Source organism: Pseudomonas sp. AK181, from assembly GCF_051122975.1.
Classification (GTDB): Bacteria; Pseudomonadota; Gammaproteobacteria; order Pseudomonadales; family Pseudomonadaceae; genus Aquipseudomonas; species Aquipseudomonas lactis.
Map to the genome: position 1 here is coordinate 1305755 of NZ_CP146348.1, position 16219 is coordinate 1321973.

The 16219-nt window shown below is 58.4% G+C and carries 13 protein-coding genes; 4 read left to right on the forward strand and 9 right to left on the reverse strand.

Translation table 11 applies throughout. The annotated features are described in order from the left end of the window. Positions 1 to 250 precede the first annotated feature (250 nt). Entirely contained in the window at positions 251 to 922 is a 672-nt protein-coding gene (gene rnt / locus V8689_RS06100) for a ribonuclease T (protein ID WP_003188980.1), read from the reverse strand. Continuing rightward, a complete protein-coding gene (pyrC, locus tag V8689_RS06105; RefSeq protein ID WP_056790080.1) occupies positions 919 to 1965 on the reverse strand; it encodes a dihydroorotase in 1047 nt (348 codons plus the stop codon). Before pyrC ends, rnt begins: the two co-directional genes overlap by 4 nt. Before the next feature lie 156 nt (positions 1966 to 2121). Between pyrC and V8689_RS06110 the strand changes: the two genes are divergently transcribed. From V8689_RS06110 to V8689_RS06120, 3 genes are all read left to right on the forward strand, one after another. Next, positions 2122 to 3027, forward strand: coding sequence for a flagellar protein MotY (locus tag V8689_RS06110; RefSeq protein WP_056790082.1), 906 nt, complete (start codon positions 2122 to 2124; stop codon positions 3025 to 3027). A gap of 649 nt (positions 3028 to 3676) precedes the next feature. Next, positions 3677 to 4894: an argininosuccinate synthase gene (locus tag V8689_RS06115; protein ID WP_003188984.1), complete on the forward strand. Its 1218-nt coding sequence runs from the start codon at positions 3677 to 3679 to the stop codon at positions 4892 to 4894. 625 nt (positions 4895 to 5519) lie between these two features. Next, positions 5520 to 6152 (forward strand): response regulator transcription factor, encoded by a 633-nt coding sequence (locus tag V8689_RS06120; protein WP_003188986.1) that lies wholly within the window; start codon positions 5520 to 5522, stop codon positions 6150 to 6152. 83 nt (positions 6153 to 6235) lie between these two features. Here the strand turns inward: V8689_RS06120 and V8689_RS06125 are convergent, their stop codons facing one another. The 4 genes from V8689_RS06125 to metG all read right to left on the reverse strand — a co-directional run bounded on the left by V8689_RS06125 (position 6236) and on the right by metG (position 10332). After that, a complete protein-coding gene (locus V8689_RS06125) occupies positions 6236 to 6418 on the reverse strand; it encodes a PA3496 family putative envelope integrity protein (protein WP_056790084.1) in 183 nt (60 codons plus the stop codon). Between the two features lie 107 nt (positions 6419 to 6525). Continuing rightward, positions 6526 to 7164 (reverse strand): endonuclease III, encoded by a 639-nt coding sequence (nth, locus tag V8689_RS06130; protein ID WP_003188989.1) that lies wholly within the window; start codon positions 7162 to 7164, stop codon positions 6526 to 6528. Positions 7165 to 7224: 60 nt separating this feature from the next. Next, positions 7225 to 8193: an electron transport complex subunit RsxB gene (rsxB, locus tag V8689_RS06135; protein WP_056790087.1), complete on the reverse strand. Its 969-nt coding sequence runs from the start codon at positions 8191 to 8193 to the stop codon at positions 7225 to 7227. Between the two features lie 87 nt (positions 8194 to 8280). Next, the gene (metG, locus tag V8689_RS06140; RefSeq protein WP_032893312.1) at positions 8281 to 10332 is read right to left on the reverse strand and encodes a methionine--tRNA ligase; all 2052 of its coding nucleotides are present in this window, start codon (positions 10330 to 10332) and stop codon (positions 8281 to 8283) included. Between the two features lie 172 nt (positions 10333 to 10504). On the opposite strand from metG, the gene apbC reads away from it, so the two are divergent. Continuing rightward, positions 10505 to 11599: an iron-sulfur cluster carrier protein ApbC gene (gene apbC / locus V8689_RS06145; protein ID WP_056790089.1), complete on the forward strand. Its 1095-nt coding sequence runs from the start codon at positions 10505 to 10507 to the stop codon at positions 11597 to 11599. A gap of 525 nt (positions 11600 to 12124) precedes the next feature. On the opposite strand, the gene fdxA is transcribed toward apbC, so the two are convergent. From fdxA to V8689_RS06160, 3 genes are all read right to left on the reverse strand, one after another. Then, positions 12125 to 12448, reverse strand: coding sequence for a ferredoxin FdxA (gene fdxA, locus V8689_RS06150; protein WP_003172109.1), 324 nt, complete (start codon positions 12446 to 12448; stop codon positions 12125 to 12127). 142 nt (positions 12449 to 12590) lie between these two features. Next, positions 12591 to 15182: a DNA mismatch repair protein MutS gene (gene mutS, locus V8689_RS06155; RefSeq protein ID WP_056790092.1), complete on the reverse strand. Its 2592-nt coding sequence runs from the start codon at positions 15180 to 15182 to the stop codon at positions 12591 to 12593. 368 nt (positions 15183 to 15550) lie between these two features. Next, on the reverse strand, positions 15551 to 16198 hold the full coding sequence (locus V8689_RS06160) for a hypothetical protein (RefSeq protein WP_060766184.1): 648 nt from the start codon (positions 16196 to 16198) through the stop codon (positions 15551 to 15553). Between the last annotated feature and the right edge of the window lie 21 nt (positions 16199 to 16219).

Sequence of the window (16219 nt, forward strand, 5' to 3'; positions counted from 1 at the left end):
AGGCTCGGTGTGCCCGAACACAGTCTTGAATCCGTGGGCCGCCGCCACGCGCCATCCATGGCACGGGGCGGCTAACCCGGCGTCCTGCCGGGTTACCCACGAATTCAAGCCTGCGTTCGGCCAGCGTGGTTTAACGGGGGCGCCTAAGATCAAGATCAAAAGCAGATCAAGAGCGACTCGCCTCGCATCGTGGTTACTGTGGGCTGCGACAACCTACAAAAATGCGTAGATACCTATGCTCATCGGGGGCTCAGTCGTTGAAGTCTTCCCAGCCGCCCATCTGTTTCCACCGATTGACGATGCCGCAGAACAGCTCGGCGGTCTTCTCGGTGTCGTAGCGGGCCGAGTGGGCTTCACGCCCGTCAAAGTCGATACCGGCTGCCTGGCAGGCTTTGGCCAGAACGGTCTGACCGTAGGCCAGGCCGGCGAGGGTAGCGGTGTCGAAGCTGGAGAACGGGTGAAACGGGTTGCGCTTCATGTCCAGTCGCGCCACGGCGGCGTTCAGGAAGCCCAGGTCGAAACTGCTGTTGTGGCCGACCAGGATCGCGCGTTTGCAGCCATTGGCCTTCAACGCCTTGCGCACGCCACGGAAGATATCAGTCAGCGCCGCTTCTTCACTCACCGCCATGCGCAGGGGGTGGTCGAGCTTGATCCCGGTGAACTCCAGGGCAGCGGCTTCGATATTGGCGCCTTCGAAGGGTTCTACGCGAAAGAAATGCGTGTGCTCCGGGTACACAAAGCCTTGTTCGTCCATGCCGATGGTGGTTGCGGCAATTTCCAGCAAGGCATCGGTGGCGCAGTTGAAACCACCGGTTTCTACGTCGATGACGACCGGCAGATAGCCGCGAAAGCGCTCGGCCATCGGATGGCGCGAGCCGCCACCGCCGTGCTCTTGTTCGTCGTCGTAATGGTCTTCACTCACTTGCTTTCCTCCAGCAGGCGCCAGCGCAGTGTTTCACCGGCGCGCAGCGGGATAACGGTCAGCTCGCCAAACGGCAGGCTGGCAGGGGCGGTCCAGTCTTCACGAACCAGGGTAATGCGGTCGGTATTCGCCGGCAGGCCGTAGAAACGCGGGCCGTTGAGGCTGGCAAAACCTTCGAGTTTGTCCAGCGCGTTACGCTGTTCAAACGCTTCGGCGTACAACTCGATGGCGGCAAACGCGGTGTAGCAGCCGGCGCAGCCGCATGCGGCTTCCTTGGCGTGCTGGGCGTGGGGCGCCGAGTCGGTGCCGAGGAAGAACTTCGGGCTGCCGCTGGTGGCGGCATCCAGCAGGGCTACCTGATGGGTGTTGCGCTTGAGGATCGGCAGGCAGTAGAAGTGCGGCCGAATCCCGCCCACCAGCATGTGGTTGCGGTTGTAGAGCAGGTGATGGGCGGTGATGGTCGCGCCAACGTTGGCCGACGCCTCACTGACAAACTGCACGGCATCGGCGGTGGTGATGTGTTCAAACACCACTTTGAGCGTGGGGAACAGCTCGACCACACGACGCATGTGCTCATCAATGAAGATTTTTTCGCGATCGAACACGTCCACATCGCCACGGGTGACTTCCCCGTGGATCAGCAACGGCATGCCGACTTCCGCCATGGCTTCGATCGCCGGCAGGATCTTGTCGATACTGGTTACGCCGGAATCGGAGTTGGTGGTCGCGCCTGCCGGGTACAGCTTGGCAGCGTGCACATAACCGCTGGCCTTGGCTTCACGGATTTCGTCAGGCTGGGTGCGGTCGGTGAGGTAGAGCACCATCAACGGTTCGAAGCGGCTGCCGGCCGGTCGTGCAGCGAGGATGCGCTGGCGGTAGGCGTCGGCCTCTGCGGCATTGCGCACCGGAGGTACCAGGTTAGGCATGATGATGGCACGGCCAAACGTGCGGGCCACGTCGGCCACGGTTTGGGGTAACGCAGCACCATCGCGAAGATGAATATGCCAGTCGTCGGGACGCAGCAGGGTCAGGCGGTCGGACATTGGGGATTCCAGGCGGGTCAATCTGGTGGGAATGCTACCGGAAAAGACTCTTGCAGGCACTCGCTATCAAGTTTTGCCGGATGCTACCGATATCTCCGGGTATGCCTTAACGATGTATGACGCTGTGAAGTGTTGTAGAAACCCATGGAGCCTCCCGTGCGCCAGTATTATCTAGCCCTGCTCAGTGTGTTCGCCAGCCTGCCTGCGGCGGCCCTCACGTTCCAGACACGTCTGGAGAATATTGAGTGGAAGGTAGAGGGCGATCAGTTCGAGTGCCGCTTGACCCAGCCGATCACCGATTTCGGTTCCGGCGAGTTCGTACGCCGGGCCGGCGAACAGGCGACGTTTCGTCTGAAAACCTATGGCAGCAGCCTCGGCGCCGGCTCGGCAACCCTGTTGGCCGCTGCCGCGCCGTGGCAACCGGGCCGAGGTGATATCAACCTGGGGGCCGTGCGTGTCGGCAGCGGCGACGTGCTGTTCAATAGCTCCCAGGCCCAGGCCGGACGCTTGTTCACGGGCTTGCTCGAAGGGCGCAGCCCGACCGTGCGGCATTACGGGCGTGAAGGCGGTTACTCGGAAATTCGCCTACTGCCGGTGAAGTTCAGCAAGGCCTATAACGATTATCAGCTGTGCACCACCAAGCTGCTGCCCATGAATTACGATCAGGTCAAACAGACCGAAGTCGGCTTCCCCGGTGGTGGCATTGAGCTGGACGCGGCGGCCAAGAAGAAGTTGTCCGTGATTCTGGCCTTCATGAAGGCCGACCCGACGGTCAATCATGTCGAGTTGAACGGCCATTCCGACAACAGTGGCAACCGCCTGACCAACCGCGACGTGTCGCGCCGCCGCGCGCTGGCGGTGATGGACTACTTCAAGGCCAACGGCATTCAGGAATCGCAGATCACGATGCGCTTCCATGGCGAAAGCTACCCCTTGGCGCCCAACACCAATGCTGCCAACCGTGCGCGTAACCGCCGTGTGAATATTCAGCTTGAGCGGGTGGCTGCCCCTGAGAAGCCGGCGCCCCAGGCCACTGCGCCGAGCAACCCGGCGACCTCATAAGAGCATGGGTAACTACGCAACTTCGGTATGACGCCGAACCTGTGGCGAGGGAGCTTGCTTCCGCGACGACCTGTCAGCCGGTGCCTATCTCCCTGAGGCACCGCGATCCAAATGTGGGAGCTGGCTTGCCTGCGATGGCGGCCTGGCAGTCAACACAGCTGGACCGGGTACATATCCGTTATTTAGGTAATGGCCACTTAGGGTTCCGCCCTGACGGCGGCTCACTTTGCAAGAGCGGCAAAGTAAGCAAAACGCTCTTGCCCCACCACTCGGCACCTCGCCTAGGCTCGGTGTGCCCGAACACAGTCTTGAATCCGTGGGCCGCCGCCACGCGCCATCCATGGCGCGGGGCGGCTAACCCGGCGTCCTGCCGGGTTACCCACGAATTCAAGCCTGCGTTCGGCCAGCGTGGTTTAACGGGGCGCTTGAGATCAAGATCAAAAGCAGATCAACAGCGACTCGCTTCGCATCGTGGTTACCGTTGGACGCTACAAGGTTGTGTGGAAACCTATGCTCATAAGAGGCGACCATCGGTCGCCCACTCGACATAATCTGTCGCTTAATCTTCATTTGCTGTCGCGCCCCTGTAATTTCACGGTTTTGATCGGTAGAATCGTCGCCTTTCCGTACAACCCCGTGGAGTGATGGCATGGCCGACGTAAACAAGGTCGTTCTCGCGTATTCCGGCGGCCTGGACACTTCGGTGATCCTCAAGTGGCTGCAGGATACTTATAACTGTGAAGTGGTGACCTTCACCGCTGACCTGGGTCAGGGTGAAGAGGTCGAACCTGCACGTGCCAAGGCGCAAGCCATGGGCGTGAAAGAGATCTACATTGACGACCTGCGCGAAGAGTTCGTCCGCGATTTCGTCTTCCCGATGTTTCGCGCCAACACTGTCTATGAAGGTGAGTACCTGCTGGGTACCTCCATCGCCCGTCCGCTGATCGCCAAGCGCCTGATCGAGATCGCCAACGAAACCGGTGCCGACGCCATTTCCCATGGTGCCACCGGCAAGGGCAACGACCAGGTCCGTTTCGAACTGGGTGCCTACGCACTCAAGCCAGGCGTGAAAGTCATTGCGCCGTGGCGTGAATGGGACCTGTTGTCCCGTGAAAAACTGATGGATTACGCTGAAAAGCACGCCATCCCGATCGAGCGTCATGGCAAGAAGAAGTCGCCGTACTCGATGGACGCCAACCTGCTGCACATCTCCTATGAAGGCGGCGTGCTGGAAGACACCTGGACCGAGCACGAAGAAGACATGTGGAAATGGACCGTCTCCCCGGAGAACGCTCCAGACAAGGCGCAGTACCTGGAACTGACTTACCGCAACGGCGATATCGTCGCGCTGGACGGCGTTGAAATGACCCCGGCCACCGTACTGGCGACCCTGAACCGTATCGGCGGCCAGCATGGTATCGGCCGTCTCGACATCGTCGAGAACCGTTACGTGGGCATGAAGTCCCGTGGCTGCTACGAAACCCCAGGCGGCACCATCATGCTGCGCGCCCACCGCGCCATCGAATCCATCACCCTGGACCGCGAAGTCGCTCACCTCAAAGACGAGCTGATGCCCAAGTACGCCAGCCTGATCTACACCGGTTACTGGTGGAGCCCGGAGCGTCTGATGCTGCAACAGATGATCGACGCCTCCCAGGCTCACGTGAACGGTGTCGTACGCCTGAAGCTGTACAAGGGCAACGTGATCGTCACCGGCCGCAAGTCTGATGAGTCGCTGTTTGACTCCAACATCGCCACCTTCGAAGAAGACGGCGGGGCCTACAATCAGGCGGACGCGGCAGGCTTCATCAAGTTGAACGCACTGCGCATGCGCATTGCTGCCAACAAGGGCCGCTCGTTGTTCTGAGTCGTGCGCCTGTTGTGAAAAATGGCCCCTTGCGCAAGGGGCCATTTTTTTTGCCTGGGTTTTTATGGGCGCTTTAAAGGCAGAGCTGTTTATTAATGTTTAGCCAGTGTTTAAGGATTTTTTCGTAACTTGCGCAAGTATTTTCCAGTTTTGTCATTTGTTTTTAAGTCTGAATGATTTTTTACATCTGCGGAGGAACTATGTCTGACAGAAAATTCACTCATGTAGTTGCAATGGATATGTGAATTGTTGAATTTTCTGTAGGAATTGTGGAAGTGCTGAAATATGTTAAATGGAACTAATGGGAACGGTTGTTCCGGGTTGATTTGTGCGCGTCACGGCGACAAGCAAGGGGCATTTCCTGAAAGTGTTGTGCGGCACGTTTACTTTCAGGGGCTGATGGACACGATATTTCACTCAAAATATGTACGCGTCGAGAAAGGTCTGAAAGCAACCATAAAGCTCTATGCATCTAAGTTGGCGATTTTTTGTAGGTTAATTCCTATCTTCTTGTGGGTTGGGTCTCTGCCTGCTCTCGTTCGGGGGGGAATGCTATGCCAACTAGTAATCGACTAGGCTATTGTGTTTGCTCTAAATAATTCGAACAGCGAAATTGGACTTTCTCATGAATAAAGTGCTGATCGTGGATGATCATCCCGTCATTCGTCTTGCTGTGCGCATGCTAATGGAGCGTCATGGTTATGAGGTCGTTGCCGAGACTGATAACGGTGTCGATGCGTTGCAACTTGCACGGGAACATATGCCGGATATTGTGATACTGGATATCGGAATCCCCAAGCTTGACGGCCTGGAAGTTATTTGTCGGCTGGCATCAACCAAGCAAGCCGTCTCGTTCAAGGTGCTGGTGCTGACGTCCCAGGCTCCCGGCCATTTTTCCATGCGCTGCATGCAGGCGGGGGCCGCCGGTTATGTGTGCAAGCAGCAAGACCTGACGGAGTTGCTCAGTGCCATCAAGGCGGTGCTTTCCGGCTATAGCTATTTCCCGAACCAGGCGCTCAACTCGGTGCGCTCAACGATGGGCAATGCCAGTGAAGCCGACATGGTCGAACGCCTATCGGGGCGGGAGATGATGGTGCTGCAGCAACTGGCCCGCGGCAAAACCAACAAGGAGATTGCCGATGGCATGTTCCTCAGCAACAAAACCGTCAGTACCTACAAGACGCGCTTGCTGCTCAAGCTCAATGCCCGGTCCCTTGTGGACCTGATCGAACTGGCCCAGCGCAACGGCCTGGTTTAGGAGGATATTGCACCCCTTGAATACCCGTGTAACCGGCAGAAAAAAGCCTCCGTCAGGGAGGCTTCCGGCCGTCAACGGCTCGATCAGAAATCGAAGTCGTAATCGGCCAGCTGTTTTTGCAAGCGTCGCTCTTCCAGAAGATTGTCGATAGTGCGGCGTTTGCTCAAATTGGTCTTGGCCACCTCTGCCACAGGTGCCTCTACCACATCGTCATCCGACTCAACGAGGTCGTCGTCCACTTCCAGTTGTTCGTTGCCAGCGCTCATAGGGTCAACTCCAGGCTAAGACTGCCATTGGGGCTCCTTATAGCGATAATCCGCGGACGGGTAAAAAAGATTTTTTCAATCGCCTGATCACAAAAATCAATGATCGCTCAATCGTCGGAGGTCTTGTCCTTGTATTCGCACAAATCTTCGATACGGCAGCTGCCACAGCGCGGCTTGCGGGCCTGGCAAACGTAGCGTCCGTGCAGGATCAGCCAATGGTGGGAGTCGAGCAAATAGGGCTTGGGCACGAACTTCATCAATTGCTTTTCCACCTCAACCACATTCTTGCCCCGTGCAATGCCGGTTCGGTTGCTGACGCGAAAAATGTGCGTGTCCACCGCCATGGTCAACTGCCGAAATGCCGTATTGAGCACCACGTTCGCCGTTTTGCGGCCTACGCCTGGCAAGGCTTCCAGGGCTTCGCGGGTTTGTGGCACCTCCCCCCCATGCAGCTCCAACAGCAGGCGGCATGTTTCGATCACATTCTTGGCCTTGCTGTTATACAGGCCGATGGTCTTGATGTATTCGGACAGGCCTTCCACACCCAGGGCGTAAATCGCGGCGGGTGTATTGGCCACGGGGTACAACTTCGCCGTGGCCTTGTTGACGCCAACGTCCGTGGATTGAGCCGAGAGGATCACCGCAATCAGTAACTCGAACGGTGAGGAGTAGGCCAATTCGGTTTTCGGTTCCGGATTGTCTTCGTGAAACCTGCGGAAAATTTCCAGACGTTTTGCGGCATTCATAAGGGCAGGCGTTTCCTTGCAGGCGGTCGGCGTGATGTTAGCAATACACAGTGCAGTGGGTCAGCCGTTGGTCTCGGCATCTTGCAGCGTTTGCTCGGCGGCGTTCAGGGCGGTTTTCAAGGTTGCGATTTCATGCGCGTCAGCTTGCTGATCCTGAGCCTTTTTCAACGCAGCCCGGCGCATGGCCAACTGGATCTTTGCGCGCTTGAACTCGGCGCTTTTAGCGGCCGTCTTTGGTGGCTGTGGTGAGCTGTTGGCCTCCAGTGTGGCAAGCGCCTGCTCGGATGCCTCGAATTGTCGCTGCAGCATAATCAATTGCGACTGTTGCTCAAAGGTCGGCGGATGCCCAAACGCTTTCAAGGATTTGTGCAACTGAGCGCGACTCATGGCGACGTTGGTTTTGGCCTGCTTGATCGCGGCGTCCAGAGCGGCCTGAGGGTTATCGACCGTTGCCACCGCCATCGGCGCTGTGCGCTTGGCTCGTGCCACGCGCTCGGCGAGCTTGCAAGCCTCTTCACGTTGCAGGCGGGCGTTACGTTGCTCGAAGCGCCGCCGCGCCCGGTTGCGTTTGAGGTCGCGTGCACGCCGTTCATCATCGTTGCTGGCCAAGTCACCGACGATAGGCAAAACCTCAGCGAGCGGACGCATCTCGATGCAGTCAACAGGGCAGGGCGCAACACACAGGTCGCAACCGGTGCACTCATCGACAATCACGGTGTGCATCAGCTTGGCGGCGCCCACAATGGCGTCCACCGGGCAAGCCTGGATACATTTGGTACAACCGATGCATTCGGCCTCGCGGATATAGGCGACTTGCGCAGGCGCATCGCCACGGCTGGTGTCCAGGTCCAGTACCGGCAGGCGCAGCAGTTGTGCAAGCCCGGCGATAGTTTCCTGCCCACCGGGCGGGCACTTGTTGATGGCTTCGCCTTTAGCGATGCCTTCTGCGTAGGGCTTGCAACCCGGGTGCCCGCACTTGCCGCATTGAGTCTGCGGCAGCAGCGCGTCGATACGTTGAATGAGGTTCATGCTGTGATCATAGCGTTGACGCCCGGCCCAGAGAGAAGGGCAAGCTGAGAGGCCCCGCCGTAGCGACAGCGGGGCATTTTGCAGGGGTTACTTGATGCGTTGACCCGGCTTGGCGCCGCTGTCCGGGCTCAGCAGGTAGATTTCTTCGCCGCCAGGGCCGGCCGCCATCACCATGCCTTCGGAAATGCCGAACTTCATTTTCCGTGGCTTGAGGTTGGCGATCATCATGGTCAGGCGGCCATCGAGCTTGGACGGGTCCGGGTAAGCGCTCTTGATGCCAGAAAACACGTTGCGCTGTTCGTCGCCGATATCCAACGTCAGGCGCAGCAGCTTGTCGGCGCCTTCCACGGCTTCGGCTTTGATGATCAGTGCCACGCGCAAATCCACGGCAGCAAAGGCGTCAAAATCGATTTCCGGGGAAATCGGGTCCTTGGCCAGCTCGCCATTGCCTGCCGGGGCAGATTGGCCGGTATCGGTCTGGCTGGCGACCAGGTCTTCTTTCGAAGCGTCGGTCATGGCCTGGACTTTCACCGGGTCAATACGGGTCATCAAGGGTTTGAACGCGTTCAACTGATGATTACCGAGCAAGGTGGTGTGATCGTTCCAGCTCAACGGCGCCACATTGAGGAACGCCTCGGCATCGGCGGCCAGCAACGGCAGCACCGGCTTGAGGAAGATCACCAACTGACGGAACAGGTTGACCCCGGTGGCGCAGATCGCCTGGACTTCAGCCTCCTTGCCTTCCTGCTTGTTCAGCGACCACGGCGCCTTGTCGGCGATCCAGGCGTTGGCACGGTCGGCCAGGCCCATGATCTCGCGCATGGCGCGGGCAAAGTCGCGGGCTTCATAAGCGTCGGCGATGCTCGGCGCGGCGGCCAGGAAGGCGTCGGTCAGTTCCGGTGCGGCGTTCTCGGCTACCAGTACACCGGCGTTGCCCTTGTGGATAAAACCGGCGCAACGGCTGGCGATGTTGACGACTTTGCCGACCAGGTCCGAGTTGACCTTCTGTACGAAGTCTTCCAGGTTCAGGTCCAGGTCGTCGACGCCACGGCCCAGCTTGGACGCGTAGTAATAGCGCAGGTATTCCGGCGACAGGTGGTCCAGGTAGGTGCGCGCCTTGATAAAGGTGCCACGGGACTTGGACATTTTCTGGCCGTTGACCGTCAGGTAGCCGTGTACGGCGATGCCGGTCGGCTTGCGGTAGCCCGAGCCTTCAAGCATCGCTGGCCAGAACAGCGCGTGGAAGTTGACGATATCCTTGCCGATGAAGTGGTACAGCTCGGCGGTGGAGTCCTTGCCCCAGAACGCGTCGAAGTCCAACTCCGGGGTGCGGTCGCACAGGTTCTTAAAGCTGGCCATGTAGCCGATCGGCGCGTCCAGCCATACGTAGAAGTACTTGCCCGGCTCGCCCGGAATTTCAAAGCCGAAGTACGGCGCGTCGCGGGAGATGTCCCACTGCTGCAGGCCACTGTCGAGCCATTCGGAGAGTTTGTTGGCCACGGCGTCCTGCAAGGTGCCGCTGCGCGTCCAGGTTTGCAGCATTTGCTGGAAATCCGGGAGCTTGAAGAAGAAGTGCTGCGAGTCCTTGAGTACCGGCGTGGCGCCGGAGATCGCCGACTTGGGATCCTTCAAGTCGGTGGGTGCGTAGGTCGCGCCGCATTTCTCGCAGTTGTCGCCGTACTGGTCTTCGGTGCCGCATTTCGGGCAGGTGCCCTTGATGAAACGGTCGGCCAGGAACATTTTCTTTTCCGGGTCGAAATACTGGGTCACCGAACGTTGGTCGATGTGCCCGGCTTCTTTCAGCCGCAGGTAGATCTGGCTCGACAGCTCGCGGTTTTCGTCGGAGTGGGTCGAGTGGAAGTTGTCGAAGTCCACCAGGAACTCGGCAAAGTCGGCGCTGTGTTCAGCCTGCACATTGGCGATCAGTTGTTCCGGGGTGATGCCTTCCTTTTCGGCGCGCAGCATGATGGCCGAACCGTGGGCGTCGTCCGCGCAGACATAAATGCATTGATTGCCGCGATGCTTCTGGAAGCGCACCCACATATCGGTCTGGATGTACTCAAGCATATGGCCAAGATGGATGGAACCATTGGCATAGGGCAGGGCGCTGGTGACGAGGATCTTGCGTGGCTCGGACATGGGGCTCGGCTACTTGATGAAACGGAGGTCGGCCACTATAAAGCGCCGGGAAATTTATTTCACCCCGTGACGCTGTTTCAGAATCTTCCACGCCTTCGAAAGCATGCCGTTCAGCGGCTGGAACGGTTAGGATAGCCGCCTGTTTCAGTCAGTCTTTTTTCGGGAGTAGCCCATGAGCGCCGTCAATCGCGCAGCGGTGGAAGCCGTTCTTCGCCAGTACACCGACCCTTATTTGAACCAGGACCCGGTCAGTGCCGGCTGTGTGCGTGCCATCGAGGTCCAGGGCGACCAGGTGTCGGTGCAGTTGCAACTGGGTTATGCCGCGGGCCTGTTCAAAAGCGGTTGGGCACAGATGCTGCAAATGGCCATCGAGGGCCTGGACGGTGTGGGTTCGGCCAAGGTCGACATCCAATGCGTGATCGCGCCGCACAAGGCCCAGGCGCAGATCCCGGGCCTGGCCAACGTCAAGAATGTGGTGGCGGTGGCCTCCGGCAAGGGCGGCGTGGGTAAATCCACCACCGCGGCCAACCTGGCCCTGGCCCTGGCGCGAGAAGGTGCGCGCGTGGGCATTCTCGATGCCGACATCTACGGGCCGAGCCAGGGCGTGATGTTCGGCATCGCCGAAGGCACACGGCCGAAGGTCCAGGATCAGAAATGGTTTGTGCCCATCGAGTCGCTGGGTGTGGAAGTGATGTCCATGGCCTTCCTTACCGATGACAACACGCCGATGGTCTGGCGCGGGCCTATGGCCTCCGGTGCGTTGCTGCAACTGGTCACACAAACGGCGTGGGGCGACCTCGACTACCTGGTGATCGACATGCCGCCAGGCACCGGCGACATCCAACTGACCCTGGCGCAGAAAGTGCCGGTGGCCGGTGCGGTGATTGTCACCACGCCTCAGGACCTGGCACTGCTGGACGCCAGGAAAGGCGTGGAGATGTTCCGCAAGGTCAACATCCCGGTGCTGGGCGTGGTGGAAAACATGGCGGTGCATATCTGTTCCAACTGCGGGCATGCCGAGCATCTGTTCGGTGAGGGCGGGGGCGAGAAGCTCGCTACTCAGTATGGCGTTGAACTGCTGGCATCGTTGCCATTGGCGATGGAGATTCGCGAGCAGGCCGATGGTGGCAAACCTACCGTCGCGGCAGAGGCTGATGGGCAGATTGCGATGATCTATCAGGAATTGGCCCGTCATGTCGGTGCGCGGATTGTTTTGCAGGAAGCGATGGCGCCGGCGATGCCGACCATTACCGTGAGCGACGATTGATTAGGCTTTAACGGATACGCGAAAAGCCTGACGACCAGTGGTGCTCTCGGGTTTTTCGCGAGCAAGCTCGCTCCTACAGGTGGGGCGCCAATAGGGCTTGTTGCTACTTTGCGTAATGCGCGTGTAAGCATTCGCTTACTTTTTCGTAAGTGTTTGGTTTTTTTGGCGGTTGCGTACGTCTTGAAATGACGAAGCTATTATCTATCTTATTGAAATATAAATATTATTTTATCGATTGAGAGCGGTAGAGTTTGTCAGACCGCTGAGGGCATCGCGTTGAACTTCCCTCGGAACGCTCTAACATCAGCCCTGTGTCCACGGATTGGCACAGCCATCAAGGAACGATGGTTTGAAGGAACGTCGCAGGATGCGATTCATCAGGATGATGAAAAGGAATACAGGGACTAGGGAAAAAATGTGGGCGGGTCATACCGCCCCTTTTTTTTGCCTGTAGAAAAGTGAACGCAGGCACCCGAACGCAAAAAAGGCCCCTTAAGGGGCCTTTTTTTGTTGGGCAGCGGCGCTTTAGCGCTCTAGTTGCTCAATTTTGTTGGGCTTGCCATCCCATTCAGCGGCATCCGGCATCGGATCTTTGCGCTCGGTGATGTTTGGCCACACTTCGGCCAGCTCGACGTTCAACTGAATGAATTGCTCCATGCCCGCAGGCACTTCGTCCTCGGAGAAAATCGCGACGGCCGGGCATTCTGGTTCACACAGGGCGCAGTCGATGCACTCATCCGGGTGGATAACCAGGAAATTCGGGCCTTCGTAGAAGCAGTCCACCGGACAGACTTCTACGCAGTCGGTGTACTTGCACTTGATGCAGTTGTCGGTGACGACGAAGGTCATTTCTAATTTTCTCCTCAGGCGGCGGCAGCGAAACCCCTTATGGTGGGGTTCGCGAGGTTTGAGAGCGATAGTCTGCGGACCAGGCTAAAAGCCCGCAGCATCCCAAACCGCGCGAGATTCTATCAGCTTGCAAGCGTCTGCGTTATATCCGAGTCTTCAGTGCATATAACATTTCGAGCGCTTTACGCGGCGTCAAGTCATCCAGGTCAAGCTTTGCCAACTCATCCAACACCGGATGGGGCAGGCTGGCGAACATATCGCTCTGATGCGGCGCGGCAGGTTTCTTGTTGGCCTTGGCAGGGCTGGCGACGACCGTTTCGTGGGGCAGCGCCGTGGTTTCCAGGCGGCTTAAGTGTTCGCGGGCACGGGTGATCACCTCGCTCGGCACACCGGCCAATTGTGCTACGGCTAAGCCATAGCTCTGGCTTGCCGGCCCTGGCAGCACATGGTGCAGGAACACAATGCGCTCGTTGTGCTCAGTGGCATTGAGATGCACGTTGGCCACCAGCGGCTCGTTTTCCGGCAGCACCGTCAGCTCGAAGTAGTGCGTGGCAAACAACGTGTACGCACGCAAATGCGCCAAGCGTTCAGCCGCCGCCCAGGCCAGGGACAGGCCGTCGAAGGTGCTGGTGCCGCGGCCCACTTCGTCCATCAGCACCAGGCTGCGTTCGGTGGCGTTGTGCAGGATGTTGGCGGTCTCGCTCATTTCCACCATAAAGGTGGAACGGCCACCGGCCAGGTCATCGCTGGAGCCGATCCGCGTGAAAATGCGGTCCACCAGCGACAGTTCGCAACTGGCTGCCGGTACGAAGCTGCCGATATGCGCCAACAGCACGATCAACGCGGTCTGGCGCATGTAGGTGGATTTACCACCCATGTTCGGACCGGTGATCACCAGCATGCGGGTATCGTCGTCCAGCGACAGGTCATTGGCGACGAACGGCGTGGTCAGCACTTGCTCCACTACCGGGTGACGACCTTGCACGATGCGCATGCACGGCTCGCTTACAAACCGTGGGCAATTGAGGTCCAGGTTCAGCGCACGTTCGGCGAGGTTGCTCAACACATCCAGCTCCGCCAGGGCGGCGGCGGTGTCTTGCAACGGCGCCAGACGGCTGATCAAGTCTTCGAGCAAAGCTTCGTAGAGCATCTTTTCCCGAGCCAGGGCGCGGCTTTTGGCTGACAGCGCCTTGTCTTCGAACGCTTTGAGCTCGGGGGTGATAAAACGCTCGGCGCCTTTGAGGGTCTGGCGACGTTGATAGTCGATAGGCGCCGACTCGGCCTGTTTGCTCGGCAACTCAATAAAGTAGCCATGCACACGGTTGTAGCCGACTTTCAGGTTAGCCAGGCCCGTACGCGCTTTTTCGCGGGCTTCCAGGTCGATCAGGAACTGGCCGGCGTTTTCGCTCAGCGATTGCAGCTCATCCAACTCGCTGTCATAGCCGGTTTTCAACACGCCGCCGTCACGAATGATCGCCGGTGGGTTGTCGATGATGGCCTTTTCCAGCAGCGCTGCGAGGTCCGGGTAAGTGCCAGCGGTGACGGCAAGCTGTTGCAGGTGCGGCGTGTCCAGTTCGGTCATCGCCACTTGCAACTGCGGCAAGGCGCTCAAGGCATCACGCAGGCGCGCCAAGTCACGGGGCCGCGCATTGCGCAGGCCGATCCGCGCGAGGATGCGCTCGATATCGCCAATCTCTTTGAGTTGCGGCTGCAGTTTTTCAAATCGATAGCCGTCGAGCAGGCAGGTAATGGAAGACTGGCGCGCTTGCAGCACCGTCAAATCCCGTAGCGGACGGTTCAACCAACGGGTCAGCAAACGGCTGCCCATGGCGGTCTGGCAACGGTCCACCACCGATTGCAGCGTGTTATCACGCCCGCCGGCCAGGTTGGTATCCAGCTCCAGGTTGCGACGGCTGGCGCCATCGAGCACCACGGTATCGTCCAGACGCTCATGGCGCAGGCTGCGCAAGTGCGGCAGGGCGGTGCGCTGGGTTTCCTTGGCGTAGCTGAGCAGGCAACCGGCGGCACCGATGGCCAGGGTCAGCGTCTCGCAACCAAAGCCTTTAAGGTCCTGCACCGAGAATTGCTGGCAAAGACTCTTCAGCGCCGAATCACGCTCAAAATCCCACGGCGCACGCCGCTTGGTCCCACGACGTTTCTCCGCCGGCAAGTCCTTGGGCCAATCATCCGGAATCAACAACTCCACCGGATTGATGCGCTCCAGCTCCGCCAGCAGGTTCTCCCAGCCCTTGATCTCCAGCACGCTGAAATTGCCACTGGTGATATCCAGCACCGACAGGCCGAACAAACGCTCATCGCCCAACACCGCCGCAATCAGGTTATCGCGACGCTCATCCAACAACGCCTCATCACTAACCGTGCCCGGCGTAATAATGCGCACCACCTGGCGTTCCACCGGCCCTTTACTCGTGGCCGGGTCGCCGATCTGCTCACAGATCACCACCGACTCGCCCAGCTTCACCAGCTTGACCAGGTAGCCTTCCAGCGAGTGGTAAGGAATCCCACACATCGGAATCGACTGCCCCGCCGACTGCCCGCGCGCGGTCAGGGTGATGTCCAGCAGCTTGGCGGCCTTCTTCGCGTCTTCGTAGAAGATCTCGTAGAAGTCGCCCATGCGATAGAACATCAACTGATCAGGGTGCTGGTTTTTCAGACGCCAGTACTGCTGCATCATTGGGGTGTGGGAGGACAGATCGGAGGTGTTTTTACTCATTGGGTAATAGGCAAATTCGTTGAAAGTGATGGGGCAAAGGGGGCGCGTGGTCCAGTGTCGATCAGTTTAGAAATGCGTACGTCAAAACAAAGCAGGTCGAAAGTGGGAGCTGTCGAGCTTCAGCGAGGCTGCGATGGGATCACCGCGCTGTACCGGCGGGCCGAAGCACCCGCATCGCTGAAGTTCGAAAGCTCCACACCTTGCCTGATCGTGGTCGCTTAACTGATCGGCATTGGGCGCTTGGCCCAGCATTTTTTGCGATGGGCGCAAGGTTAACATGTGAAGTCGACCCTTCGCAGGTCGCAAACGACCCGGTAGAAATAGAAGAGGGGGCGGCGCATTTATTAAAATACGCCGCCCCCTTCTTTTTATCGGCTTTTACAACCTGTCACGCTGGGATAAGGCCGGCAGACCAGAATCATTTTATTCTTCGGTTCAAAGCCGTGATCAATCATGCAGCGTTGCGCTTTGGCTGTATGTCCAATGCTGGCGATTTTCAGATTCGACCCAAGTGGTTTCGGGTATCCGCAGGCATACATGACTGGCGGCGCTTCCTTATCGTTAGCTAGCTGCACCGAGAAGTGCGGTGATGCGCCTACTTTACGCCAGGTGACCTGCATGCCTTCAGACCGGCCAGAGTCGGGTTTTATCGGGTAGAAGCCGTCATCATCTTTAAACGGTAAAGCCTCAAGCTCGGACACGTTTAGTGGTCGACCTTTTTTTGCTTCGACGCAGGCCGGAGTGTCTTTCATGACTTCACAGAATTCAAAACCGTCTTTACGTTTAAAGCCCAGACGTTGCATGCATTGAAACTGGAGTACCTGTTCATTTATAGGTAATTGAGTCAGTGAGCCGCCTACAGGGTCACCACATTCCGCCATCGCAGCCTTAACACCATCGACGCTCGTGGAGGTACGCCGCCACTGTGTAAATTCAGCTGGTGGCGGACAGCCAGTGAGTAAAAGTACCGATGCGATCAATGCCGGGAGGGTTATGATCTGGCTTTTGCGCAGCATATTAATCCTTCAAAATTGGAA

Coding starts and splice junctions, on each gene's coding strand:
- V8689_RS06115 (WP_003188984.1), top strand. CDS start 3,677: ATGGCCGACGTAAACAAGGTCGTTCTCGCGTATTCCGGCGGCCTGGAC.
- rsxB (WP_056790087.1), bottom strand. CDS start 8,193: ATGAACCTCATTCAACGTATCGACGCGCTGCTGCCGCAGACTCAATGC.
- V8689_RS06120 (WP_003188986.1), top strand. CDS start 5,520: ATGAATAAAGTGCTGATCGTGGATGATCATCCCGTCATTCGTCTTGCT.
- apbC (WP_056790089.1), top strand. CDS start 10,505: ATGAGCGCCGTCAATCGCGCAGCGGTGGAAGCCGTTCTTCGCCAGTAC.
- nth (WP_003188989.1), bottom strand. CDS start 7,164: ATGAATGCCGCAAAACGTCTGGAAATTTTCCGCAGGTTTCACGAAGAC.
- metG (WP_032893312.1), bottom strand. CDS start 10,332: ATGTCCGAGCCACGCAAGATCCTCGTCACCAGCGCCCTGCCCTATGCC.
- mutS (WP_056790092.1), bottom strand. CDS start 15,182: ATGAGTAAAAACACCTCCGATCTGTCCTCCCACACCCCAATGATGCAG.
- V8689_RS06125 (WP_056790084.1), bottom strand. CDS start 6,418: ATGAGCGCTGGCAACGAACAACTGGAAGTGGACGACGACCTCGTTGAG.
- pyrC (WP_056790080.1), bottom strand. CDS start 1,965: ATGTCCGACCGCCTGACCCTGCTGCGTCCCGACGACTGGCATATTCAT.
- fdxA (WP_003172109.1), bottom strand. CDS start 12,448: ATGACCTTCGTCGTCACCGACAACTGCATCAAGTGCAAGTACACCGAC.
- V8689_RS06160 (WP_060766184.1), bottom strand. CDS start 16,198: ATGCTGCGCAAAAGCCAGATCATAACCCTCCCGGCATTGATCGCATCG.